Genomic DNA, 22963 nt, shown 5'->3' with positions numbered 1-22963 from the left:
CAGTAGCGCACGGCAAGAGTCTCTTCGGTCCGCATCTGGAGGAGCCACGGCGATGGCGGAACACACCAGTTCGAGCATCACGATCGAGGCGGCTCCGGCCGACGTCATGGCGGTGATCGCCGACTTCGCCCGCTACCCGGACTGGACCGGTGAGGTGAAGGAGGCGGAGGTCCTCAAGACCGACGAGCGGGGGCGTGCCCAGGAGGTACGGCTCGTCATGGACGCCGGTGCGATCAAGGACGACCAGACGCTGGCCTACACCTGGGCCGGTGACAACGAGGTCTCCTGGACGCTGGTCAAGTCCCAGATGCTGCGCTCGCTCGACGGGTCCTACCTGCTGGCACCGGCGGGCCAGGGCGGCACCGAGGTCACGTACCGGCTCACCGTCGACGTCAAGATCCCCATGCTCGGCATGATCAAGCGCAAGGCGGAGAAGGTCATCATCGACCGCGCCCTGGCGGGCCTGAAGAAGCGCGTCGAGACCCCCTGACACCGGTCACCTCACCGCGACACCCCGCACGGAGTGTCCGTTACCGTTCGGACTCATGCGGACCATCCTGATCACGGGGCCCGGCGGCAGCGGGCGGACGACCGTCGCCGCCGCCACCGCGCTGCGCGCCGCCCGCGAGGGCAGTCGGACCTTGTTGTTGAGCGCGGAGCGCCCGGACACCCCCGGCGCGGCGCTGGGGACGCCGACCGGGGCCCGGCCCGTGGAGATCGAGCCCCGGCTCACCGCCTGGCGCCCCGACGCCGCCGCCGGCTTCCGCCAGGACCTCGCCGAGTTCCAGCAGCGCGCCGCCGGTGTCCTCGATCTGCTCGGCGCCTCCCGCCTGGACGCCGAGGAGGTCACCCCGCTGCCCGGCGCCGAGGAGCTGACGTTCCTGCGCGCACTGCGGGACGCCGCGCTCTCCGAGAAGTACGACCTTCTCGTCGTGGACCTGCCACCGCTGCCCGGGGCCCTCGCCCTGCTCGCCCTCCCCGAGGAACTGCGCCGCTATCTGCGCCGCCTGCTGCCCCCCGAGCGCCAGGCCGCCCGCGCCCTGCGCCCCGTGCTCGGCCGGCTCGCCGGTGTCCCCATGCCCGCCGACTGGCTGTACGAGACGGCGGGCCGCTGGGACGTGGAGCTGGCCGCCGTGGAGGCCGTACTCACCGACCGCGACACCGCCGTACGCCTCGTCGCCGAACCCACCCCCGCCGCCGTGGACGCCCTGCGCAACGCCCGGCTCGGCCTCGCCCTGCGCGGTCTGCGCACCGAGGCCCTCGTCGCCAACCGCGTCCTGCCCGACACCACCCCCGACACCTGGCTCGCTGGCCTGGTCGCCCAGCAGCGCAAGGCGCTCCGGGAGTGGGAGGCCGAGCGGGAGTGCGAGGTGCACGCCGTGCCGCACCTCGGCCGCGACCCGGGCTCCCCGGACGACCTCGCCGCCCTCGCCGTACCCGCCGTCACCGGCACCGACCGCCCCGTCGAGTGGCCCGTCGCCGACCGGATCGCCGAGGACGGGGTGCTGGTCTGGCACATCCCGCTGCCCGGCGCCATACGGGAGGAGCTCGACCTGATCCGGCGCGGCGACGAACTCGTGATCACCGCGAGCGCCTTCCGGCGGATCGTCTCCCTGCCCTCCGCGCTGCGCCGCTGCACCGTCTCCGGCGCCGGTCTGCGCGAGGGCGAGCTGCGGGTGCGCTTCGCCCCGGACCCCGGTCTGTGGCCCGCCGCCGCACGGTGAACGGGGCACGGCGGTTCGGGTAACGTCGTATACGTAAGGGCGTACCGCAGTCAGGAGTCCGCCATGAGCGAAGAGCGCCCAGCCGAACCGCACGAGGAGCCGCGGGTGAGCGACGCCGACGCCTGGGCCACGGCCTGCGCCGAGGACCTGGAGGCCGAGAAGGCCCGCCGCCGCACCACCTACGGCCCGCCCCCCGGCTCCGCCGCCGAGGAACTGAAGAAGCTCGTGGACTCGGTGGCCGACAAGCTGTCCGGCCTCCAGTCCCCGCTCGGCGCCCTCGCCGGACCCGCGGCCCAGCAGATGGTCAAGCAGGTCGTCCAGCAGGCGAAGGCCGCCGTCGAACCCGTCATAGAGCGCAACCCCGGCGTCTTCGACCATCTCGCCGCCGCCGGCGGCGAACTGCTCGCCGCCTACCGCTCCGCCGTCCAGTCCCAGGAACAGCGCTGGACCGCCGGTCCTGACGACGTCGCGGACGAGTGGCGCAAGGACCGCGAGGGCGACGGCGGCAAGGGGCGCGACCGGGGTGAGGGGGCCGGCTCCGGAGAGCGCATCGACCTGGACTGAAGCCCTCGCCCGCAAGGGCCTCGGGTACGGTTGGCCGTAGCGGGGCTCGACCGAACTGAGGGATTCATGGGACTCACCATCGGCGTCGACATCGGCGGCACCAAGATCGCGGCCGGCGTGGTCGACGAGGAAGGCAACATCCTCTCGACCTTCAAGGTGCCGACCCCCACCACGCCCGAGGCCATCGTGGACGCCATCGCCTCCGCGGTGGAGGGCGCGCGTGCCGGGCACGAGATCGTCGGCGTGGGCATCGGTGCGGCCGGTTACGTCAACCGGCAGCGCTCCACCGTCTACTTCGCCCCCAATATCGACTGGCGCAACGAGCCGCTCAAGGAAAAGGTCGAGGCCCGCACCGGCCTCCCCGTCGTGGTCGAGAACGACGCCAACGCCGCCGCCTGGGGCGAGTACAAGTTCGGCGCCGGCAAGGGCCACCGCAACGTCATCTGCATCACCCTCGGCACCGGCCTCGGCGGCGGCATCATCATCGGCAACAAGCTGCGCCGCGGCCACTTCGGGGTGGCCGCCGAGTTCGGCCACATCCGGATGGTCCCGGACGGCCTGCTGTGCGGCTGCGGCTCGCAGGGCTGCTGGGAGCAGTACGCCTCCGGGCGCGCCCTGGTCAGGTACGCCAAGCAGCGCGCCAACGCCACCCCCGAGAACGCGGAGGTGCTGCTCTCGCTCGGCGACGGCACCCCGGACGGCATCGAGGGCAAGCACATCTCCATGGCCGCCCGGCAGGGCGACCCGGTGGCCGTCGACTCCTACCGCGAGCTGGCCCGCTGGGCCGGCGCCGGACTCGCCGACCTGGCCTCCCTCTTCGACCCGTCCGCCTTCATCGTCGGCGGCGGCCTCTCCGACGAGGGCGAGCTGGTCCTCGACCCGATCCGCAAGTCGTACAAGCGGTGGCTGGTGGGCGGGAACTGGCGTCCCGTCGCCGATGTGATCGCGGCGCAGCTCGGCAACAAGGCGGGCATGGTCGGCGCGGCGGACCTGGCCCGTGAGCCCGATCCGATCATGTAACGATCGCTGGTGAGGGGGGTGGACCCACCCACCTCGGGGCGCGGCCGGCCACCATGAACCGGCTGCCGCGCACCCACCCCCCTGGGCGTACATTGATCCACATGGCGCCGCTCCCCAACTCCCACACAGAACCCGATGGTTCAGCCGTCGTCCGTGTGCTGAGCTACAACATCCGCTCCCTGCGCGACGACACCGATGCCCTCGCCCGGGTGATCACCGCCTGCGCGCCCGACCTGGTCCTCCTCCAGGAGGCGCCCCGGTTCTTCCGCTGGCGCAAGAAGCTCGCGCGGCTCGCCGGGGCCAGTGGTCTCGTCGTCCTCACCGGCGGCGGCACCACCGCGGGACCCGCGATCCTGTGCTCGCTGCGCGCCATCGTGGAGCGCACCGAGGACGTCCTGCTGCCGCTCACCCCCGGTCTGCACCGGCGCGGTCTGGCCACCGCGGTGGTCCGCTTCGGCGGCGCCCGGCTCGGGGTGATCAGCTGTCATCTCAGCCTCGACGGCACCGAGCGGTACGCCCAGGGCGGGCTGCTCCTCGACCGGCTCGACGGACTCGGTGTGGAGCACGCCCTGGTGGGCGGCGATCTGAACGAGGGCCCCGACGGCCGCACCTTCCACCTGCTCGCCGGTGCCCTTCAGGACTGCCGGGCGGTGGCCCCCTGGGGCGGCGAGGAGACCTGGACGCGGGACGCACCGGCGCGCCGTATCGACGCGGTGTTCGCCACCAAGGGCATCGAGGTCCTCGGCTGCGGGGTCCCCGAGGACCTGCCGGGCGTCAGCCGCGCCGACCTGACCGCCGCCACGGACCACCTCCCGGTCCTGGCCGCCCTGCGCGTCCCGGCCGCCGAACAGGAACCCGAGCCCGGCCAAGCCCTCTAACCCGGCCCCGGCTAGACCACGGCCCCCCGGCCCGGATCATCGTCGTCGTCCTCGTCCGTCCGCATCCGCGCCACCAGCGTCGCGAAGCCGCCGAGGAAGCCGCCGATGCCGAGGGTGGTCAGCCACCAGGTCATGTCCCAGCCGAGCAGCACCGCCACCAGCAGCAGGATCGGCCCGCCGACCACACCGAGCCAGGCGAACTTCGACGTGGTGTCGCCGGTGTCCAGCGGGGGCGGCTCGGGCGGCACGAAGTGGCCCTCGTCGTCCTCGTCGAAGTCGTCCTCGGACGCCTCCGGCGCACGGTGGTCGCGGGGGCCGACGCCGGGTGCGAAGGAGATGGAGCTGCCCAGCGGCCGGGCGGGCCGCGGCTCCTCCTTCTTCTTCTCCTTGCCGTCGTCCTTGTCGCCGTCGTCGCCCCCGTGCGCCGCGGCGTCCTTCTCCAGCTTCTCCAGCAGCGCGTCCTTCTCCAGCAGCGCCAGGTCCTCCACCGGCTTGAAGGGCTTGGCTCCCGGCGGGTCCGGCGGCTCCTCGCCGTATCCGGCCACGATGGCCCGCCAGGCGGCGTCCTCGTCGAAACGCAGCCCGTTCTCCTCCGGCTCCCGGTCCTCCCGGTCCTCGCGGCCCTCGGGACCCGGGTCGTGCTCAGCCAACTGCGGCCGTCCCTTCCTTGCCCGGAATCGGTGCGAGCCGGCCGATGAAACCGAGGCTCTCCTCGAAGATCCGGTCCGCGTCCACATCCAACGTCGCGACGTGGTAGCTGTGTTCCAGCACGATCTCCCGGACATCGGCGGACGAGATCCGCTCCAGCACCCGGGCCGAGTCGACGGCCGGTACGACATGGTCCTGGGCGCTGCGCAGCAGCAGCAGCGGCTGGTCGATCCGGGGCAGCTCGCCGTCGAGGCGGCGCAGGAACCGGCGCAGCGAGTGCGCCGCGTGCAGCGGCACCCGGTCGTAACCGGTCTCGGCCACGCCGCCCTTGGCGATGTCGCTGGCGATGCCCTTGGTGGACCGCACCAGATGCCGGGCCACGGGCAGGGCGTGCGCGGACAGGCCGTGGACCTTGTTCGCCGGGTTGACGACGACCACACCGCTGATCCGCTCGCCGTGCAGGGCGGCCAGCCGCAGCGCGAGGGCGCCGCCCATCGACAGGCCCGCGACGAACACCTGGGAACAGCGCTCGGACAGCAGCCGCAGCTCGCGGTCCACCTCCGCGTACCAGTCCTGCCAGCCGGTGAGCTGCATGTCCTCCCAGCGCGTGCCGTGTCCCGGCAGCAGGGGCAGCGACACGGTCAGGCCGTGCGCGGCGTGGTGCTCCGCCCAGGGGCGCAGTGACTGCGGGGAGCCGGTGAAGCCGTGACAGAAGAGGACGCCCACCTCGCCGCCGGAGTGGCGGTACGGCTCGGCTCCAGGGAGAACCGGCACCTTCGACGCTCCTGTTCCTGGGGAAGGGCCCCGCCGCCGTCGGCAGGGGCGTTGAGAGAACACGCGGATGTGCTTCACCGTACGCGACCGCACGGACACCGACCAGGGCCGTCGGGTGCTTTGACGGTCCAGGGGGTTAAGGTCTGTTCGACGGAAACGGGAGGCACACGGGTGTTGTACGGCACGATGAAGGTCGCCATCGGAGGGCCGCTGAAGCTCGCCTTCAGGCCCTGGGTGGAGGGCCTGGAGAACATTCCGGCCGAGGGAGCGGCCATCCTGGCCAGCAACCACCTGTCCTTCTCCGACTCGTTCTTCCTGCCGACGATGCTCGACCGCAAGGTCACCTTCATCGCGAAGGCCGAGTACTTCACCACGCCCGGGGTGAAGGGCCGGCTCACCGCCGCCTTCTTCAAGGGCGTCGGTCAGCTCCCGGTGGACCGTTCCGGTGCGCGCGGCGCCGGTGAGGCCGCGATCAAGAGCGGCATCGAGGTGCTGGAGCGCGGCGAGCTGTTCGGTATCTACCCGGAGGGCACCCGCTCGCCCGACGGCCGGCTCTACCGGGGCAAGCCCGGCGGTCTCGCCCGGGTGGCGCTCGCCACCGGTGCCCCGGTGATCCCGGTGGCGATGATCGACACCGAGAAGATCCAGCCGCCCGGCAAGGTGATGCCGAAGCTGATGCGGCCCGGCATCCGGATCGGCAAGCCCCTCGACTTCAGCCGCTACCAGGGCATGGAGCACGACCGCTTCGTCCTGCGCGCGCTGACCGACGAGGTCATGTACGAGATCATGAAGCTCTCCGGCCAGGAGTACGTCGACATGTACGCGACCGCCGCCAAGCGGCAGCTCGCGGAGGCGGCGAAGGCGGCCAAGGAAGCCGACAAGGCGGAGAAGGAAGCGGAGAAGGAAGAGGAGAGGGCGGAGAAGGCCAGGGAAGCGGAGAGCAAGTAGCCGCACGGGGTCAAGGGGTTCACGGGGTCTACGGGGGGCACGGGGGATGGCCGGGCGCGAGCGCGTGCTGAGGATGTCGGTGGAGCTGCCGCTGTGGCGTGCGCTCGCCGGGTACCGCGTGCTGACCATGCTGTACGCGCTCGGTCTGTGCGTCACCACGTACGACCAGTTCACCCGTCCGTGGATCGCGATCGGCTACGACGCCGTGCTCGCCGTCTGGACCCTCGCCACCCTGCCCCGGGTGCGCGGCGCGGCCAGCTGCACCAAGGGCTTCCTCGCCGCCGACCTGACCATCGCCCTCGCCGGCGTCCTGCTCACCGCGTTCGCCGACAGCCATCAGCGGATCGCGGGCGGCCCCACCCTGCCGACGATATGGACCGGCGGCGCCGTCCTCGCCTTCGCCATCAAGGGCGGCTGGCGCTGGGCCGCCGTCGCCTCCACGGTGGTGGCCGCCGCCAACCTGGTCGAGCGCGGCCAGCTCGCGCGGGACACCCTGCACAGCCTGATCCTCGTCTGGGTGGCCTCCATCGGCATCGGCTACGTCGTGGAGGTGGCCCGCGCCTCCGAACGCACCCTCGCCCGCGCCCTGGAGATCCAGGCCGCGACCCGGGAACGGGAGCGGCTGGCCCGGGACATCCACGACAGCGTGCTCCAGGTCCTCGCGATGGTGAAGCGGCGCGGCACCGCCCTCGGCGGCGAGTCGGCCGAACTGGGCAGGCTGGCCGGGGAACAGGAGGTGGCCCTGCGCACCCTCGTCGCCGGCGGCCTGCTGCCGGTCGCCCGCACCGCCGGGGACACCGCCGTACCGGTCGCGGAGCCGACGGGCCCGGCGTACGACGAAGGCCCGGACAGTGCCGGGCCGGTCGATCTGCGCACCCTCCTCGCGCCGTTCGCCCGCGACGGGGTGAGCCTGGCCGAGCCCGGCGCCCCGGTGCCGCTGCCACCGGCCGCCGCCCGGGAGCTGGCCGCGGCCGTCGGCGCCGCCCTGGACAATGTGCGCAGGCACGCCGGTGCGGGCGCGCGGGCCTGGATCCTGGTCGAGGACGAACCTGCGGACATCCTCGTCACCGTCCGGGACGACGGCCCCGGCATCCCCGAGGGACGGCTCGCCGAAGCCGAGGGCGAGGGGCGGCTCGGCGTCGCCCAGTCCATCCGGGGCAGACTGCGCGACCTCGGCGGCAGCGCCGAGCTGATCTCGGTGCCCGGCCAGGGCACGGAGGTCGAACTGAAGGTACCGAAGGGCGCCCTGGCGGCGCGGGGGAAGAAGGCGGAGCGGCGATGACACAGCGGCAGGACCCGATCAGGGTCATGGTGGTGGACGATCACCCCATGTGGCGTGACGCGGTCGCCCGGGACCTGGCCGAGTCCGGCTTCGAGGTGGTCGCCACCGCGGGCGACGGCGAACAGGCCGTGCGCCGCGCCAAGGCCGCCGCCCCCGAGGTGCTGGTCCTGGACCTCAATCTGCCCGCCAAGCCCGGCGTCCAGGTGTGCAAGGAACTCGTCGCGCACAACCCGGCGTTGCGCGTCCTGGTGCTGTCCGCGAGCGGTGAGCACGCCGATGTCCTGGAGGCGGTGAAGTCCGGCGCGACCGGCTATCTGCTGAAGTCCGCGTCCACCGGCGAACTGCTGGACGCGGTGCGCCGTACGGCCGTCGGCGATGCGGTGTTCACCCCGGGCCTCGCCGGACTGGTCCTCGGCGAGTACCGGCGCCTGGCCGCCGAACCGGTGCCCGCGCCCGACACCGACACCCCGGGCGCGCCCCGGCTGACCGAGCGGGAGACGGAGGTGCTGCGGCTGGTCGCCAAGGGCCTGAGCTACAAGCAGATCGCCGAACGCCTCGTCATCTCCCACCGCACCGTGCAGAACCACGTCCAGAACACCCTCGGCAAGCTCCAACTCCACAACCGCGTCGAGCTGGTGAGGTACGCGATCGAACGCGGCCTCGACGAGGAGTAGCGCCCGCCGCATCCGCCGCACCGGCCCCGACTCCCGCGGGCGTGCCCCGACTTCCATGGAAATCCCCCCGATTCACCCGTACCGCCTCTCCCGATGTGACGCGCATCACCATTAGCGTGACAAAGCGTCAGGCACTGCGGGTGAAGGGACATTTCCATGCGGGTCGGAGTACTGACCGGAGGCGGCGACTGCCCCGGGCTCAACGCCGTCATCCGGGGCATCGTGCGCAAGGGCGTGCAGAGTTACGACTACGAGTTCGTCGGTTTCCGGGACGGCTGGCGCGGCCCCCTCGAAGGCCGCGCCGTCCGCCTCGACATCCCCGCCGTGCGCGGCATCCTGCCCCGCGGCGGCACCATCCTCGGCTCCTCCAGGACCAACCCCCTCAAGATCGAGGGCGGCATCCGCCGGATCAAGGACAACCTCGCCAAGCAGGAGGTCGAGGCGCTGATCGCGATCGGCGGCGAGGACACCCTCGGGGTCGCCGCCCGGCTGTCCGGCGAGTACGGCGTGCCGTGCGTCGGCGTGCCCAAGACCATCGACAACGACCTGTCCGCCACCGACTACACCTTCGGCTTCGACACCGCCGTCAACATCGCCACCGAGGCCATCGACCGGCTGCACACCACCGCCGAGTCCCATATGCGGGTCCTGGTCTGCGAGGTGATGGGCCGGCACGCCGGCTGGATCGCCCTGCACTCGGGCCTCGCCGGCGGCGCCAACGTCATCCTCATCCCCGAGCAGCGCTTCGACCTCGACCAGGTGTGCGCCTGGATCACCTCGCGCTTCAAGGCGTCGTACGCCCCGATCGTGGTGGTCGCCGAGGGCGCCATGCCCAAGGACGGCGAGATGGTGCTCAAGGACCAGTCGCTGGACTCCTTCGGACATGTGCGGCTGTCCGGGGTCGGCGAGTGGCTGGCCAAGGAGATCGAGAAGCGCACCGGCAAGGAGGCCCGCACCACCGTCCTCGGGCACATCCAGCGCGGCGGCACCCCCAGCGCCTTCGACCGCTGGCTCGCCACCCGCTTCGGGCTGCACGCCGTGGACTGCGTGCGCGACGGCGACTTCGGCAAGATGGTCGCCCTGCGCGGCACCGACGTCGTACGCGTGCCCCTCGCCGAGGCGACCGCCAAGCTGAAGACGGTCGACCCGAAGCTCTACGAGGAGGTCGGGGTGTTCTTCGGCTGAGGCCGGGCGGACACACCGGGCTGTGGGCCGGACACCCGGCCCACAGCCCTTCGGCCGACGGCTTCAGAACGCGCTCGCGCCGCGCAGCCGGCCCATCGACTCCCCGACGATCGCCACCCCGTCGAGCGTCAGCACCGACTCCGGGTGGAACTGCACCCCCGCGAACCCGGGCCCCCGTACGGCATGCACCTCGCCGTTCGCCGCCCGGCTCACCTCGATCCCGTGCGCCGCCAGCTCCCGCGCCGCCTCCTCGTCGCAGCGGGCGGTGAAGCTGTTGTAGAAGCCGACGGTCTCGGGGCGTCCGAACAGCTCGATCTCCGTCTGCGCCCCCTGGTACGGCACCTCCTTGCGGACGATCTCCAGCCCCAGCTCCGCCGCGAGCAGTTCATGGCCCAGGCACACGCCCAGCACCCCGTGCCGGTGCTCCCGCAGCACGGTCCGGGCCAGCTCCCGCAGGAAGCGCATCTTCGGATCGGCCAGGTCCGAGGGGTCCCCGGGGCCGGGGCCCAGCACCACCGGGCCCTCGTGCGCGAGCACCGCGGCCCGCAGCCCCGGCTCGTCGTAGCGCCGTACCGTCACCGCCAGGCCCGTCGCGCGCAGCAGATGGGCCAGCATCGCGGTGAAGGTGTCCTCGCCGTCGACCACCAGGGCATGCCCGCTCACCTCGGCGGCCGGCTGCTGCATCCGCAGCCAGAACGGGGCGAGAGCGGCCCGCCGCCCGTCCAGCGCGGCCCGCACCCGGGGATCGTCGGCCAGCCGGGGCAGCTCCCGCTCCGCGCGCGGCCGACCGGGCCGCACCCCGAGGGCCGCGAGCACGCCCGCCGCCTTGGCGTGGGTCTCGGCGACCTCGCCCGCCGGCTGTGAGCCGCGCACCAGCGTGGCCCCGACCGGCACCCGCAGCCGCCCGTCCGCGCCGATGTCGGCGGTGCGGATCAGGATGGGGGAGTCCAGGGTCTGCGTGCCGCCGGTGCCCCGCCCGAGCAGGGCCAGCGCACCGGCGTAGTACCCGCGCCCCCCGACCTCGTGCCGCTCGATCACCCGGCACGCGTTCTGCACCGGCGACCCGGTGACCGTCGCCGCGAACATGGTCTCCCGCAGCACCTCCCGGGCGTCCAGGGAGGACTTCCCGCGCAGCTCGTACTCGGTGTGCGCGAGATGCGCCATCTCCTTCAGCCGCGGCCCGACGACGACCCCGCCCATGTCGCCGACGGTGCACATCATCTTCAGCTCCTCGTCGACCACCATCGACAGCTCCTCGATCTCCTTGCCGTCGGCGAGGAAGTCCAGCAGGTGCTCCGGCGTCGGCCCCTCGGCGGGATAGCGGTAGGTCCCGCTGATCGGGTTCATCACGACCGTGCCGCCCGACATCCGCACATGCACCTCGGGACTCGCGCCGACCAGCGTCCGGTCCCCGGTGTGCACCACGAACGTCCAGTACGCCCCGCGCTCGCCCTCCAGCAGCCGCCGGAACAGCGCCAGCGCGTCCGCCCGGCCGAACCCCGGGATCGCGCCCTCGTACGTCCGCCGGATCACGAAGTTCGCGCCCTCGCCCCCGCCGATCTCCTCTTCCAGGACCCGCCCGACGATCCCGGCGTACTCCTCGTCGCCGACGTCGAAGCCGCCGCCCTCGACCCGGACTTCGTGCGCCGGGAGCCGCCGCAGCGCCTCGTCCAGCGGGATCTCGTACGACTCCTCGGGCGTCAGCACCAGGAGCGGGGTGCCGTCGTCGCGGACGTCGAAGCCGCGCTCGCGGATCTGCCGGAACGGCACCAGGGCGAGGCCCTCGTCCGGCAGCTCGGCGAGCCGGTCGCGGCTGCCGACCGGGCCGATCAGCACCTCCACCGGATGCTCGGCGCGGCCCGGCACCCGGCGGCGCAGCAGGGCGAAGGGGCGGGGGTCGGACAGCAGGTCCCTGAGGTCCACGGGTCGGTCTCCTACTCGGTCAAGGAGAGGAACGACCCCGGAGAACACCGAAGGCCGCCCCTCGGGCGGCCTTCGCGAAATCTGGGTGCGCGCGATCAGTGGGCCGCCGAAGAAGCGGTCCACCACCAGTTCTGGTCGGAAAGCGCGAACATGCGAAAGACCCTACCCCACCCCGAACCGTCCACGAATCAGTCACCGCGTCTCATTTTCCGGGCGACTCGTGGAACACGGGACACGACCCCGTAATGTGTACGAGGTGACCGTGAACGCTAAGACCAGCGCGAGCGCTGGCAACACCTGGCGAGACCTGCCCGCGGCGCAGCAGCCCGAGTACCCCGACACCGAGGCTCTGCGCGCAGTGATCGCGGACCTCGAGTCGTATCCGCCGCTCGTCTTCGCGGGCGAGTGCGACCAGCTGCGCGCCCGGATGGCGGCCGTCGCCAAGGGAGAGGCGTTCCTCCTCCAGGGCGGCGACTGCGCCGAGGCATTCGACGCGGTGTCCGCCGACCAGATCCGGCAGAAGCTCAAGACGCTGCTCCAGATGGGCGCCGTCCTCACCTACGCGGCCTCCGTGCCCGTGGTGAAGGTCGGCCGCATCGCCGGCCAGTACTCCAAGCCCCGCTCCAAGCCGACCGAGACCCGCGACGGGGTGACGCTGCCGACCTACCGGGGCGACTCCGTCAACGGCTTCGACTTCACCGAGGCCGCCCGCATCCCGGACCCCGAGCGGCTCAAGCGGATGTACAACGCCTCCGCGTCCACGCTGAACCTGGTGCGCGCCTTCACCACCGGCGGGTACGCCGACCTGCGCCAGGTGCACGCCTGGAACCAGGACTTCGTGAAGACCTCCCCCTCCGGCCAGCGCTACGAGCAGCTGGCCCGGGAGATCGACAACGCGCTGAACTTCATGCGGGCCTGCGGCACCGACCCGGAGGAGTTCAAGACCGTCGAGTTCTTCTCCTCGCACGAGGCGCTGCTGCTGGACTACGAGTCCGCCCTGACCCGGGTCGACTCCCGCACCGGCAAGCTGTACGACGTCTCCGGGCACATGGTGTGGATCGGTGAGCGCACCCGCCAGCTGGACCACGCGCACATCGAGTTCGCCTCGAAGATCAACAACCCGATCGGCATCAAGCTCGGCCCGAGCACCACGGCCGAGGAGGCGCTGAAGTACATCGACCGCCTCGACCCCGACCGGGAGCCGGGCCGGCTGACCTTCATCGTCCGGATGGGCGCCGACAAGATCCGCGACCATCTGCCCGAGCTGGTCGAGAAGGTCACGGCGTCCGGCGCCACGGTGGCCTGGGTGACCGACCCGATGCACGGCAACACCTTCGAGGCGGCCTCCGGGCACAAGACCCGCCGCTTCGACGATGTACTCGACGAGGTGAAGGGCTTCTTCGAGGTGCACAAGGGCCTCGGCACCCACCCGGGCGGCATCCATGTGGAGCTGACCGGCGACGATGTCACCGAGTGCGTGGGCGGCGGCGACGAGATCTTCGTGGACGACCTGCACCAGCGCTACGAGACGGCCTGTGACCCGCGGCTCAACCGCAGCCAGTCCCTCGACCTGGCCTTCCTGGTCGCGGAGATGTACCGGGACCAGTAGCGATTCCCGCACCGAAGGCGCGCTGGGGCGCGGATCACATGGGATCCGCGCCCCTCGCCCTTTTGCGGTCGTGAAGCGGCGGGTAAGGTTAGGTTTGCCTCACCGGGAACGGGACGGCAGAGTTACGGCGATCCCGTCGGGAGGTGAGTCCGCGTGTACGTGTGCAGCTGCTTCGGCATCACCGAGGCCCAGGTCCAGCAGCACGCCGAGGACGGCGCCGCCACCCCGCGCCAGATCGCCTCCGCGTGCAAGGCCGGCACGGACTGCGGCCGCTGCGTACGACGCATCCAGGCCCTGCTCGGCCGGGGCGCCTGCCCCCGCCGCGAGCTGATCGAACAGCGCGCCCCGGCGACCCTCGACCGACTGGACGACGCCGCCTGAGGCCCCGCCCCTAGAAGCTGCCGGTGCCCGGCCCCGAGGGGTCCGGCTGGCTCTGCTCGATCACCGTGGAGATGTACAGCGCCTCGCCCAGCTTGTCGACCAGTTCCAGCTGGGTGTCCAGGTAGTCGATGTGGTGCTCCTCGTCGGCCAGGATCGCCTCGAAGATGTTCGCGGACGTGATGTCGTCCTTGTCGCGCATGACCTGCACGCCCCGGCGCAGCCGGTCGATCGCCTCGACCTCGATCTGCCGGTCGGCCCGGAACATCTCGGTCACCGTCTGCCCCACCTCGATGTGGGAGAGCCGCTGGTAGTTCGGCAGCCCGTCGAGCAGCAGGATGCGGTCGGTCAGGATCTCCGCGTGCCGCATCTCGTCGAACGACTCGCGCCGGGTGTACTCCGCCAGCTTGGACCACCCGCGGTGGTCCTGGATCTTGGAGTGCAGGAAGTACTGGTTGATCGCCGTCAGCTCGGCGGTCAACTGCTCGTTGAGCAATTCGATGACGTCGGGGTCGCCCTGCATCGCAGCGGCTCCTTCCACACGGATGTCTCCCGCACGGATATCGGGGGAGGTGTGGGCCGCATGATTGCACCGGATGCGAAGATCGTCCAGTAAGTGTCGACTTAGTAAGTGTGCCGAGGTTTGATGGCGTTTGACCGTTTCGGGGAGGGGCGGTCAAGGGCACTGCCCCAGGTCTGTCAGGATGGTTACATGGGTCATCCGGTGGAGCGAGAGTCTGGAGCAGCGGCAGGGTCCGAGCTTCCGCCGGGGCAGCGACTCCAGCGCGGCTGGCCGGTCACGCACTACGGACCCGTCCCCAAGTTCCGGCCCGAGCGCTGGGACTTCCGGGTCTTCGGCGCCACCGCCGACGGCGACAAGCACTGCTGGAACCACGAGGAGTTCACGGCCCTGCCGTACGCCACCGTGGTGGCCGATCTGCACTGCGTGACCAAGTTCAGCATGCTGGGCGCGGAGTGGGGCGGGGTCCCGGCCGCCGCGATCGTGGACCTGGCACCGCCGGCCCCGGACGTCACCCATGTGATGGTCTGGGCGGAGTACGGCTTCAGCTCCAATCTGCGCCTCGCGGACTTCCTCTCCGACCGCGCCCTCTTCGCCACCCACAAGGACGGCGAGCTGCTGACCGCCGAGCACGGCTTCCCGGTCCGTCTGATCGTGCCCCATCTGTACGCCTGGAAGGGGCCCAAATGGGTGCGGGGCGTGGAGTACATGACGGCCGACCGGCGCGGGTTCTGGGAGGAGCGCGGGTACCACAACGTGGGCGATCCCTGGAAGGAACAGCGCTACTCCTACCAGGAGGAGCCGGGGGAGGGACCGGAGCTGTGAGGGTCCGGGCGATGGCCCCCGGGCGACGCGGTTCGGCGGTCCCGGAGGCGCGCGGGCCGGTGGCGCTGGAGGCGCGTGGGCCGGTGGTGCCGGAGGCGCGCGTCAGCCGTCCCTGAGGCGCTTGAGCCGGGCCACGTCCGCCGCGTGCCCCTCCTTGCCGCCGGGGGTCTCGATGACCAGCGGGACGCCCGCGGTCGCCGGGTGGTTCATCAGGGCACGGAAGGGCTCCTCGCCGATATGGCCGGAGCCGATGTTCTCGTGCCGGTCCTTGTGCGCGCCGACCACGTCCTTGGAGTCATTGGCGTGGATCAGCTTCAGCCGCCCCTCGCCGACGGTCTCCACCAGCAGGTCGAGCGTCTGGTTCATGCCGGCCGGGCCGGTCAGATCGTGCCCGGCGGCGAAGATGTGGCAGGTGTCCAGGCACACACCCAGCTTGGGGTGGGCGTCCAGCGCCTCGAAGTACGGCCCGAAGTCCCAGGTCCGCGAGCACAGCGAGGCACCCTGGCCCGCGGTGGACTCCAGCAGCAGGAACGGGTCGTCGTCCCGGGTCAGCTCGTCCAGCAGCGGCAGCATGTGCTCCCGCACCTGCTTCAGGGCCACCTCACGGGCCCGTCCGCCGGTCGCGCTGCCGGTGTGCACCACCACGCCGAGCGCGCCGATCTCCCGGCCGCGCCGCAGCGAGTGCCGCAGCGACTCCACCGACTTCTCCACGGTCGCCTCGGTGTGCGAGCCGAAGTTGATCAGGTAGGGGGCGTGCACGTACGCCGGGACCGACTCCTCGGCGCAGGCCGCGCGGAAGGCCTCGTCCTGCTTCGGGTTCCCGGCGGGGGTGGCCCAGCCGCGCGGGTTGGCCACGAAGACCTGGACGGTCTCGGCCTTCAGCTCATGGGCGTACGACAGCCCCACGGAGTGCAGACCGCCGGCCACCGGGACATGGCCGCCGACCGGATTGCGCGGAAGGGACCGGGGGAGGGACGAGGAAACGGAACTCACCCTTTCAGGGTGTCATGTCCGCGGGCGCGCCCGGACCGGCCCCGGAGGTGAACCCGGTCACCGGCTCGCCGTCCGGGCGCCGCGGCCTCACCTGATGGTGATCGTGATCGTGGACCCCTTGGGCGCGGTCTTCCCGCCCTCGACGGACTGCTTCCGCACGGTGTCGCCGAACAGCCCGAGGATCCCGCGGTCCTCGTTGACCTTGAACCCGGCGTCCTCCAGCGCCTGGTGGGCGTCGTCCACGCTGTCGCCGGTCACGTCCGGGACCTCGATCATCTGCGGGCCCTTGGACAGGGTGAGCGTCACCGTGTCGCCCGCGGCGGCCTGCTTGCCGTCGCCGGGGCTCTGCCGGGCCACCTTGCCCTTGTCGTACTCGGAGTTGACCTGCTCGCTCGCGATCTTCACCTTGAGCCCGGCGCTCGTCAGCTCCTGCCGCGCGTCGGCGGGGTCGTCGCCGGTGACGTCCGGTACGTCGATCGGGCTGCCCTTGCTGACGGTCAGCGCGATCGCCGAGCCCGCGTGCCGCTCGGTGCCCGACGTGGGGGCGGTGGAGATCACGGCGCCCGCGTCGACGTCGTCGCTGAACTCCCGGCCGACCATGCCCGGCTCCAGACCGGCCGCCTTGAGCTTCTGCCGGGCCTCGGCGAGCGGCAGGCCGGCCAGGTCCGGCACCTTGACCGTCTCCGGGCCGAGCGAGACGGTCAGCGTCACCGCGTCATGGTCCCGGATGCGGGCGCCGGGCGCCGGGTCGGTGCTGATCACGGTGCCGCGCTCGACGGTGTCGTCGTAGGCCCGCTGCACCTTCCCGATGTGCAGCCCGGCGTCCTGGAGCCGGTCCCGGGCCTGTGCCTCGGTCTTCGTCAGCAGCGGCGGGACCTTGGTGAACTGGCCGGAGTTGATGTACCAGACCCCGGTGCCGGCGCCGAGCACCAGGAGCACGGCGACGGCGATGGTCAGCATGAGCCGCCGGGACCGGCGCGGGGGCGCCGCGGGCGGGGTCTGGAAGCGGGTGGTGCGGCTGACGCCGTCGCCGTCCTCGTTGACGGGGAGCGGGCGGGGCACGGTGAGCGCGCGCGGGATCACGCTCGTACGGTTCTCCGCGTTCTCGTGCTCCACCGTCCTGGCCTGGGGCGGTACGGCGTCTAGCTGCTCCTCGGTCAGCGCCTCGCGGGCCTCCCGGGCCTCGGCGAGCAGCGCGACCGCGTCGCAGGGGCGTACCTCGGGGTTGCGGGCGGTGGCCGAGGCGACCAGTTCGTCCAGCCGCGGGGCCAGCCCCGGCGCCAGCGCGGAGGGCGGCGGCACGTCCTCGTTGATGTGCCGGTAGAGCACCTGCGCGGGGGAGTCCCCGGAGTGCGGCTTGGCGCCGGTCAGCATCTCGTAGAGCACGACACCGCAGGCGTACACGTCGACGCGGGGGTCGGCGGTGCCCTGGTCGATCTGCTCGGGGGCGAGATAGGCGACGGTGCCGAGCACGGAGCCGGTCGTACTGGTCACCGTGTCCACGGAGCGGACCAGGCCGAAGTCGGCGACCTTGACCCGTCCGTCGTCGCCTATCAGCACGTTCTCGGGCTTCATGTCGCGGTGCACGAAACCGGCCCGGTGGGCGGCGCCGAGCGCGGCGAGCACCGGCTCCAGGATGTCCAGGGCGGCACGCGGCCGCAGCGCGCCGCGCTCGCGCAGCACGTCACGCAGGGTGCACCCGGCGACGTACTCCATCGCCATGTACACATACGAGCTGTCGGTGCCCTGGTCGAAGACCTGCACCACATTCGGATGGTCGAGCCGGGCCGCGGACTTCGCCTCGCGGATGAACCGCTCCACGAAGACGCCGTCGGCCGCCAGCGCGGGATGCATCACCTTCAGTGCGAGCACCCGGTCCAGGCGCATGTCCAGCGCCCGGTACACCGTCGCCATCCCGCCGGCCGCGATCCGCGCGTCCACGCGATACCGACCGTCGAGCACGTGCCCGACGAGGGCGTCCTGAAGGGTCATGTCCACACGCCGAGTCTACGAGCCCCCACGGACATCCCCCGCCCCTCCGCCTCTCCCACCAGGGCACTGAAGCCGACCTGTGACGCTTCTTACGCAGGGACGCCATATTCCGCGGGAGGCGGCGGCCGGTGCACGGGTGGAGAGCCGCCGACGGTGAGCGCGCCCCACGGGGAGGTCCGGCCCTCCGGCCGAGAGTTTCGAGTGGTGCGGGGGTGGGAGACGAAGGCGGCGTGCGGGCGCCGGTTCAGAACGCGGGGCGCTCGGGGTCGAGCACGGCCAGGCCCGCCGCGGGCGAGGACGCCTCCGCCCAGTACCGGCGAGGTATCCGCCCCGCCAGCCGCGCCAGCCGCCCCCCGGTCACCGCGTGCCGCATCGCCGCCGCCATCACCTCCGGCTCCCGCGCCCGCGTCACCGCCGACGCCAGCATCACCCCCGCACACCCCAGCTCCATCGCCAGCGCCACGTCCGACGCCGTACCCGCCCCCGCGTCCAGGATCACCGGCACCCCCGCCCGCTCCACGATCAACTGGAAGTTGTGCGGATTGCGGATCCCGAGCCCCGACCCGATCGGCGACCCCAGCGGCATCACCGCCGCACACCCCACGTCCTCCAGCTTCCGCGCGAGCACGGGATCGTCATTGGTGTACGGCAGCACCGTGAACCCGTCGTCCACCAGCGTCTCCGCCGCCTCCAGCGTCTCCACCGGATCCGGCAGCAGCGTCCGCTCGTCGGCGATGACCTCCAGCTTCACCAGCGACGTGCCCAGCGCCTCCCGCGCGAGACGCGCCGTGAGCACGGCCTCCCCGGCGGTGAAGCACCCCGCCGTGTTCGGCAGCACCCGGATGCCGAGCTTCTCCAGCACGGACAGCACCGAGCCGTGCACGGACGGATCGACCCGCCGCATCGCGACCGTCGTCAGCTCCGTCCCCGAGGCCACCAGCGCCCGCTCCAGCACCTCGAGGCTGGGCGCCCCGCCGGTACCCATGATCAACCGCGACCCGAAGGCCGTACCCCCGATGACCAGGCGATCGTCGGTCATGACTCAGCCCCCCTGCACCGCGGTGAGCACCTCGACCCGGTCGCCCTCGGCGAGCGCGGTCCCGGCCCACTGCGCCCGCGGTACGACCGTCTCGTTGACGGCGGCCGCGACCCCGGCGGGGGCCCGCACGAGGGACCGTACGACGGCGTCGAGCGCGGTACCCGGCGCGATCTCCCGGCGCTCCCCGTTGACGGAGACGGTGATGGTGGACGACACGGCGCTCATACGGTCTGCTCCAGTTGCTGCGTGCGCGGCGCGCCGAAGCGCTCCGGCGTGAACGGACGGGCTTCCTCGGGCAGCGGGCCTCCCGCCAGCAACTGCCCCATCACATCCCCGGTGACCGGCGTGAGCAGCACCCCGTTGCGGTGGTGCCCGGTCGCCAGCAGCAGCCCGTCGAGCCCGGACGGTCCGAGCAGCGGCGCGTTGTCGGGGGACCCCGGCCGCAGCCCGGCCCGGGTCTCGGTGAGCGGCAGCTCGGTGATGCCCGGCACCAGCTCGTGCGCGTCGCGCAGCAGCTCGTACACCCCGCCCGCGGTGACCGTCGTGTCCCAGCCCAGCTCCTCGCTGGTGGCGCCGACGACCAGCTCGCCGTTCTCCCGGGGCACCAGGTACAGCTGCCCGCCCCGGACCACGGCGCGCACGGTCCGGCTGAGGAACGGCGCGTACCGCTCGGGCACCGCCAGCCGCAGCACCTGTCCCTTCACCGGCCGTACCGGCGGCACCAGCTCCGGGGGCACCCCCGCGAGCCGCCCGCTGAGGCTGCCGCCCGCGAGCACCACCTGCCCGGCGGTGAGCGGCGCCCCGTCCGCCGTGGTGACCCCGACGGCCCGGCCCCCCGCGACGTCCAGCCGCCGCGCCCACGCCCGGTGGAACACCACCCCGGCCCGCTCGCACGCGGTCACCAGCGCCGCGGCCAGCCGGCGCGGATCGATCTGGTGGTCGCCGTCGACCCGCAGCCCGCCGCGCACCCCGGGTGCCAGCATCGGCTCAAGACGGCGGCACTCCCGCCCCGACAGCCATTGTGCGTCCAGGCCGCAGCGCTGCTGGAGGGCGTGCAGTTCGCGCAGATGGGCGCGGTCGTCGGCGTCCAGCGCGACCGCGAGCGTGCCGCAGCGCCGGTAGCCGAGGTCCCGGCCGCTCGCCTCGGTCAGCTCGGCCACGAAGTCGGGGTAGCGGCGCGCCGACTCCAGATTGAGGGCGAGCAACGTCTCCTCGCCGTAGTGCAGTTCGGTGACCGCGGCCAGCATCCCGGCCGCGACCTGCGCGGCCCCGCCGCCCGGAGCCGGATCCACCAGGGCCGTCGCGAGCCCCCGGCGCGCCGCGCGCCAGGCCGTGACCAGACCGATGATCCCGCCCCCGACGACGAGGACGTCGGATGTGCCCGATGTGCCCGATGCGCCCGGTGCATGGGACGTATGGGATCTATGGGACACGTGTGGCGTATCGGATGTGTATGACGTACGTGACGGCATGGGCGTCCAGCCCCTCCCTTCGCCGGCATGACCCGGATCAGGTTCGTACGGTCGGAGGCCGCCAGCCTCCCTCTCAGCCCGGTGCGTCCGGGCTCCCGCGAGTGCTTGTACGGTGGCCACCCTAGCCCGCCCCCCTCCTCACCCGTAAGGGAGCCCCTGGTCATGGCCCCGTCGCTGGACGGACTGGTCCTCGCCCCCGTCGCCGACCAGTCCGCAGGTCAGGTCGGTACCCGGACCCGCTTCGCCTACCACGAGCAAGGCGGCGCGATCTGGGCCGAGTACCGGGGCGGCGACATCGTCCGCGGCCATCTGGTCGGCACCCGCGCGGGCGACCGCCTGGACTTCCGGTACGTGCAGCTGCGCACCGACGGCAGCACGGCCTGCGGCCACTGCGTGTCCACGGTCGTGGAACTGCCCGACGGCCGGGTGCGCCTGGAGGAGACCTGGGAATGGGAGTCGGGACCCGGCTCCGGCACGAGCATCGTGGAACAGGTCACCGCGCACGCCCCCTGACTGACTGATCGTCATCTGTCTATGGTGATCGGGTGAGCGAGCAGACAGCCCAGGAGGGCACGGCAGGGATCCGGCGCGTGGTCGTCGTCGGCGCGGGCATGGCCGGGGTACAGACCGCGGTCGCCCTGCGGGAGAGGGGTTTCGCGGGCGAGGTGACCGTCATCGGCGCCGAACCGCACCAGCCGTACGACCGGCCGCCGCTGTCCAAGGCCGTCCTGCTCGGCAAGGCCGAGGACTCCGCCTTCGACCTCGACTTCGACGCGCTCGGCGTGGACCTCAGGCTCGGCTGCGAGGTCCTCGGGGCCCGCCCCGCCGACCATGAACTGGACACCGAGGCGGGCCCGGTGCCCTACGACGTCCTGGTGCTCGCCACCGGCGCCGAACCGGTCACCCTGCCCGGCACCGAGGGCGTCCCCGGTGTGCATCTGCTGCGCACCCTGGACGACGCCGAACGGCTGCGGCCCGTGCTCGCCCGGCAGCACGACATCGTGGTCGTCGGCGCCGGCTGGATCGGCGCCGAGTTCGCCACGGCCGCCCGGGAGGCCGGCTGCGCGGTGACCGTCGTCGAGGCCGCCGACCGGCCGCTCGCCGGGGTGCTGCCCGCCGAGGTCGCCGCCCCCATGACCCGCTGGTACACCGACAGCGGCGCCGAACTGCGCACCGGCGCACGCGTGGAGCGCGTCGAGCCCGGCGCGGTGGTGCTGGCCGACGGCACCCGGCTGCCCGCGGGCGCGGTCGTCGTCGGCATCGGCGCCCGCCCCGCCACCGGCTGGCTGACCGGCTCCGGCATCGAGCTGGGCGCGGCGGGCGAGGTCGTCACCGACGCCCGGCTGCGCGCCTCCGCGCCCGATGTGTACGCCGTCGGCGACTGCGCCTCCTTCCCCTCGGCCCGCTACGGCGAACGCCTTCTCGTGCACCACTGGGACAACGCCCTCCAGGGTCCGCGCACCGTCGCCGCCGGCATCCTCGGCGAGACCACCGCCGTCTACGACCCGGTGCCGTACTTCTGGTCCGAGCAGTTCGGCCGCTTCGTCCAGTACGCCGGCCATCACGCCGCCGCCGACCGGCTGGTCTGGCGCGGCGACCCCGCGGGCCCCGCCTGGACGGTGTGCTGGCTGCGCGCGGACCGCCTGGTCGCCCTGCTGGCCGTGGGCCGGCCGCGCGATCTCGCCCAGGGCCGCAGGCTGATCGAGGCGGGCCGCCCGCTGGACGCGGCGGCGCTGGCGGATCCGGGCCGGCCGCTGAAGGACGCCACGACCGGCTGAAGCCGCCACCGGCACACCGGCATAAAGCACCACACCCGGCCGAACGCCTACGCTAGTACTCGTGACCGAGATTGACACGAAGATCGACGCTCTCGTCCCCGCCTGGCTCACCCTCCCCGACATCGCCGAACAGTTCGGCATCGAGGTGACGCGTGTGCGGCAGATGGTCAAGGACGGCCAGCTCATCGCAGTACGCCGAGGCGAGAACCGTGCGCTGCACGTTCCCGCCGCCTTCATCGACGAGGACAAGATCGTCAAGGGCCTGACCGGAACCCTGACGCTCCTGCGGGACGACGGCTTCACGCCCGAAGAGATGATCGAATGGCTCTTCACCCCCGACCCGACCCTGCCCGGCACCCCCGCGCAGGCGCTCAGCGAGAATCGCGGCACGGAGGTGAAGCGCCGCGCCCAGGCGCTCGCCGTCTGAGCCCGACCGTCTGAGCCCGACTGTCTGAGCCCGACTGTTCTGAGGGGGTGGCGTACGACGCCCCGCGCGCCGTGCGCCACCGCCCGCCCAGCACCCACACCGACCCCGGGGGACCCACGCATGTCCGACACCGCCCGCGCCGAGCTCGCCGACGCCCGGCTGTACCTGTGCACGGACGCCCGCAGGCGCCAGGGCGACCTGCCCGAGTTCCTGGACGCGGTGCTGGCCGGCGGCGTCGACATCGTGCAGCTGCGCGACAAGGGCATGGAGGCCGCCGAGGAACTGGCCTGCCTGGAGGTCCTCGCCGAGG

General features: G+C 72.5%; 26 protein-coding genes and 1 riboswitch. Of the genes, 16 read left to right on the top strand and 10 right to left on the bottom strand.

The window, feature by feature from the left end; all coding sequences use genetic code 11:
- Positions 1 to 52 precede the first annotated feature (52 nt).
- The 5 genes from CCN72_RS03285 (at position 53) to CCN72_RS03265 (ending at position 4186) form a co-directional block, all read left to right on the top strand.
- The gene (locus tag CCN72_RS03285; protein WP_085564340.1) at positions 53 to 490 is read left to right on the top strand and encodes an SRPBCC family protein; all 438 of its coding nucleotides are present in this window, start codon (positions 53 to 55) and stop codon (positions 488 to 490) included.
- Positions 491 to 545: 55 nt separating this feature from the next.
- The gene (locus CCN72_RS03280; protein WP_086806243.1) at positions 546 to 1724 is read left to right on the top strand and encodes an ArsA family ATPase; all 1179 of its coding nucleotides are present in this window, start codon (positions 546 to 548) and stop codon (positions 1722 to 1724) included.
- A 63-nt stretch (positions 1725 to 1787) separates the two neighbouring features.
- On the top strand, positions 1788 to 2288 hold the full coding sequence (locus tag CCN72_RS03275) for a DUF5304 domain-containing protein (RefSeq protein ID WP_086806242.1): 501 nt from the start codon (positions 1788 to 1790) through the stop codon (positions 2286 to 2288).
- A 66-nt stretch (positions 2289 to 2354) separates the two neighbouring features.
- Positions 2355 to 3308, top strand: coding sequence for an ROK family glucokinase (locus CCN72_RS03270; protein ID WP_037653011.1), 954 nt, complete (start codon positions 2355 to 2357; stop codon positions 3306 to 3308).
- Positions 3309 to 3409: 101 nt separating this feature from the next.
- Positions 3410 to 4186, top strand: a complete 777-nt coding sequence (locus CCN72_RS03265; protein ID WP_086806251.1) for an endonuclease/exonuclease/phosphatase family protein — start codon at positions 3410 to 3412, stop codon at positions 4184 to 4186.
- A gap of 11 nt (positions 4187 to 4197) precedes the next feature.
- On the opposite strand, the gene CCN72_RS03260 is transcribed toward CCN72_RS03265, so the two are convergent.
- On the bottom strand, positions 4198 to 4836 hold the full coding sequence (locus tag CCN72_RS03260; RefSeq protein WP_086806241.1) for a hypothetical protein: 639 nt from the start codon (positions 4834 to 4836) through the stop codon (positions 4198 to 4200).
- Positions 4829 to 5608 (bottom strand): alpha/beta hydrolase, encoded by a 780-nt coding sequence (locus tag CCN72_RS03255; protein WP_086806240.1) that lies wholly within the window; start codon positions 5606 to 5608, stop codon positions 4829 to 4831. The genes CCN72_RS03260 and CCN72_RS03255 overlap by 8 nt, the downstream gene beginning before the upstream one ends.
- A 186-nt stretch (positions 5609 to 5794) precedes the next feature.
- On the opposite strand from CCN72_RS03255, the gene CCN72_RS03250 reads away from it, so the two are divergent.
- The 4 genes from CCN72_RS03250 (at position 5795) to CCN72_RS03235 (ending at position 9697) form a co-directional block, all read left to right on the top strand.
- Positions 5795 to 6556 (top strand): lysophospholipid acyltransferase family protein, encoded by a 762-nt coding sequence (locus tag CCN72_RS03250; RefSeq protein ID WP_086806250.1) that lies wholly within the window; start codon positions 5795 to 5797, stop codon positions 6554 to 6556.
- A gap of 46 nt (positions 6557 to 6602) precedes the next feature.
- Positions 6603 to 7838, top strand: coding sequence for a MacS family sensor histidine kinase (gene macS / locus CCN72_RS03245; protein ID WP_086806239.1), 1236 nt, complete (start codon positions 6603 to 6605; stop codon positions 7836 to 7838).
- Entirely contained in the window at positions 7835 to 8512 is a 678-nt protein-coding gene (locus tag CCN72_RS03240) for a response regulator (protein ID WP_037653022.1), read from the top strand. Before macS ends, CCN72_RS03240 begins: the two co-directional genes overlap by 4 nt.
- Before the next feature lie 156 nt (positions 8513 to 8668).
- Complete coding sequence (locus CCN72_RS03235; RefSeq protein ID WP_085564333.1) at positions 8669 to 9697, top strand: 6-phosphofructokinase; 1029 nt, start codon at positions 8669 to 8671, stop codon at positions 9695 to 9697.
- Between the two features lie 63 nt (positions 9698 to 9760).
- Here the strand turns inward: CCN72_RS03235 and CCN72_RS03230 are convergent, their stop codons facing one another.
- Together CCN72_RS03230 and CCN72_RS41630 are read right to left on the bottom strand one after the other, a co-directional pair.
- Positions 9761 to 11620 (bottom strand): anthranilate synthase family protein, encoded by a 1860-nt coding sequence (locus CCN72_RS03230; RefSeq protein ID WP_086806238.1) that lies wholly within the window; start codon positions 11618 to 11620, stop codon positions 9761 to 9763.
- A gap of 95 nt (positions 11621 to 11715) precedes the next feature.
- Positions 11716 to 11772 (bottom strand): trp operon leader peptide, encoded by a 57-nt coding sequence (locus tag CCN72_RS41630; RefSeq protein ID WP_358587253.1) that lies wholly within the window; start codon positions 11770 to 11772, stop codon positions 11716 to 11718.
- Between the two features lie 104 nt (positions 11773 to 11876).
- Here CCN72_RS41630 and CCN72_RS03225 point away from each other — a divergent pair, with 104 nt between their 5' ends.
- Positions 11877 to 13229, top strand: a complete 1353-nt coding sequence (locus CCN72_RS03225; protein WP_085568470.1) for a class II 3-deoxy-7-phosphoheptulonate synthase — start codon at positions 11877 to 11879, stop codon at positions 13227 to 13229.
- A 153-nt stretch (positions 13230 to 13382) separates the two neighbouring features.
- The gene (locus CCN72_RS03220; protein ID WP_085564331.1) at positions 13383 to 13610 is read left to right on the top strand and encodes a (2Fe-2S)-binding protein; all 228 of its coding nucleotides are present in this window, start codon (positions 13383 to 13385) and stop codon (positions 13608 to 13610) included.
- Between the two features lie 10 nt (positions 13611 to 13620).
- On the opposite strand, the gene bfr is transcribed toward CCN72_RS03220, so the two are convergent.
- The gene (gene bfr, locus CCN72_RS03215) at positions 13621 to 14130 is read right to left on the bottom strand and encodes a bacterioferritin (protein WP_086806237.1); all 510 of its coding nucleotides are present in this window, start codon (positions 14128 to 14130) and stop codon (positions 13621 to 13623) included.
- Positions 14131 to 14319: 189 nt separating this feature from the next.
- Between bfr and CCN72_RS03210 the strand changes: the two genes are divergently transcribed.
- Positions 14320 to 14952, top strand: coding sequence for a sulfite oxidase-like oxidoreductase (locus tag CCN72_RS03210; protein ID WP_086806236.1), 633 nt, complete (start codon positions 14320 to 14322; stop codon positions 14950 to 14952).
- Positions 14953 to 15054: 102 nt separating this feature from the next.
- Here the strand turns inward: CCN72_RS03210 and CCN72_RS03205 are convergent, their stop codons facing one another.
- The 5 genes from CCN72_RS03205 to thiO all read right to left on the bottom strand — a co-directional run bounded on the left by CCN72_RS03205 (position 15055) and on the right by thiO (position 20409).
- Positions 15055 to 15945 carry a deoxyribonuclease IV gene (locus CCN72_RS03205; RefSeq protein ID WP_086806235.1) on the bottom strand — a complete coding sequence of 297 codons (891 nt, stop codon included), beginning with the start codon at positions 15943 to 15945 and terminating at the stop codon, positions 15055 to 15057.
- 87 nt (positions 15946 to 16032) lie between these two features.
- The gene (pknB, locus tag CCN72_RS03200; RefSeq protein WP_167408635.1) at positions 16033 to 17943 is read right to left on the bottom strand and encodes a Stk1 family PASTA domain-containing Ser/Thr kinase; all 1911 of its coding nucleotides are present in this window, start codon (positions 17941 to 17943) and stop codon (positions 16033 to 16035) included.
- 238 nt (positions 17944 to 18181) lie between these two features.
- Positions 18182 to 18976 carry a thiazole synthase gene (locus CCN72_RS03195; RefSeq protein ID WP_086806234.1) on the bottom strand — a complete coding sequence of 265 codons (795 nt, stop codon included), beginning with the start codon at positions 18974 to 18976 and terminating at the stop codon, positions 18182 to 18184.
- A gap of 3 nt (positions 18977 to 18979) precedes the next feature.
- Entirely contained in the window at positions 18980 to 19201 is a 222-nt protein-coding gene (gene thiS, locus CCN72_RS03190) for a sulfur carrier protein ThiS (protein ID WP_086806233.1), read from the bottom strand.
- Entirely contained in the window at positions 19198 to 20409 is a 1212-nt protein-coding gene (gene thiO, locus CCN72_RS03185; RefSeq protein ID WP_244174114.1) for a glycine oxidase ThiO, read from the bottom strand. The genes thiS and thiO overlap by 4 nt, the downstream gene beginning before the upstream one ends.
- Before the next feature lie 36 nt (positions 20410 to 20445).
- Positions 20446 to 20557, bottom strand: a riboswitch (TPP riboswitch).
- Between the two features lie 53 nt (positions 20558 to 20610).
- Between thiO and CCN72_RS03180 the strand changes: the two genes are divergently transcribed.
- The 4 genes from CCN72_RS03180 to CCN72_RS03165 form a co-directional block, all read left to right on the top strand.
- Positions 20611 to 20961, top strand: a complete 351-nt coding sequence (locus tag CCN72_RS03180) for an avidin-fold protein (RefSeq protein ID WP_086806231.1) — start codon at positions 20611 to 20613, stop codon at positions 20959 to 20961.
- A 32-nt stretch (positions 20962 to 20993) separates the two neighbouring features.
- Positions 20994 to 22226: an NAD(P)/FAD-dependent oxidoreductase gene (locus tag CCN72_RS03175; protein WP_086806230.1), complete on the top strand. Its 1233-nt coding sequence runs from the start codon at positions 20994 to 20996 to the stop codon at positions 22224 to 22226.
- A 61-nt stretch (positions 22227 to 22287) separates the two neighbouring features.
- Positions 22288 to 22653, top strand: coding sequence for an Rv2175c family DNA-binding protein (locus tag CCN72_RS03170; protein ID WP_086806229.1), 366 nt, complete (start codon positions 22288 to 22290; stop codon positions 22651 to 22653).
- Positions 22654 to 22773: 120 nt separating this feature from the next.
- The coding region (locus CCN72_RS03165) for a thiamine phosphate synthase (RefSeq protein ID WP_208637905.1) at positions 22774 to 22963 on the top strand (190 nt) is incomplete at its 3' end.

Origin of the sequence: Streptomyces murinus (assembly GCF_002154555.1) — a bacterium.
GTDB classification, from domain to species: Bacteria; Actinomycetota; Actinomycetes; order Streptomycetales; family Streptomycetaceae; genus Streptomyces; species Streptomyces murinus.
This window is presented reverse-complemented; position numbering and strand designations above follow the sequence as displayed.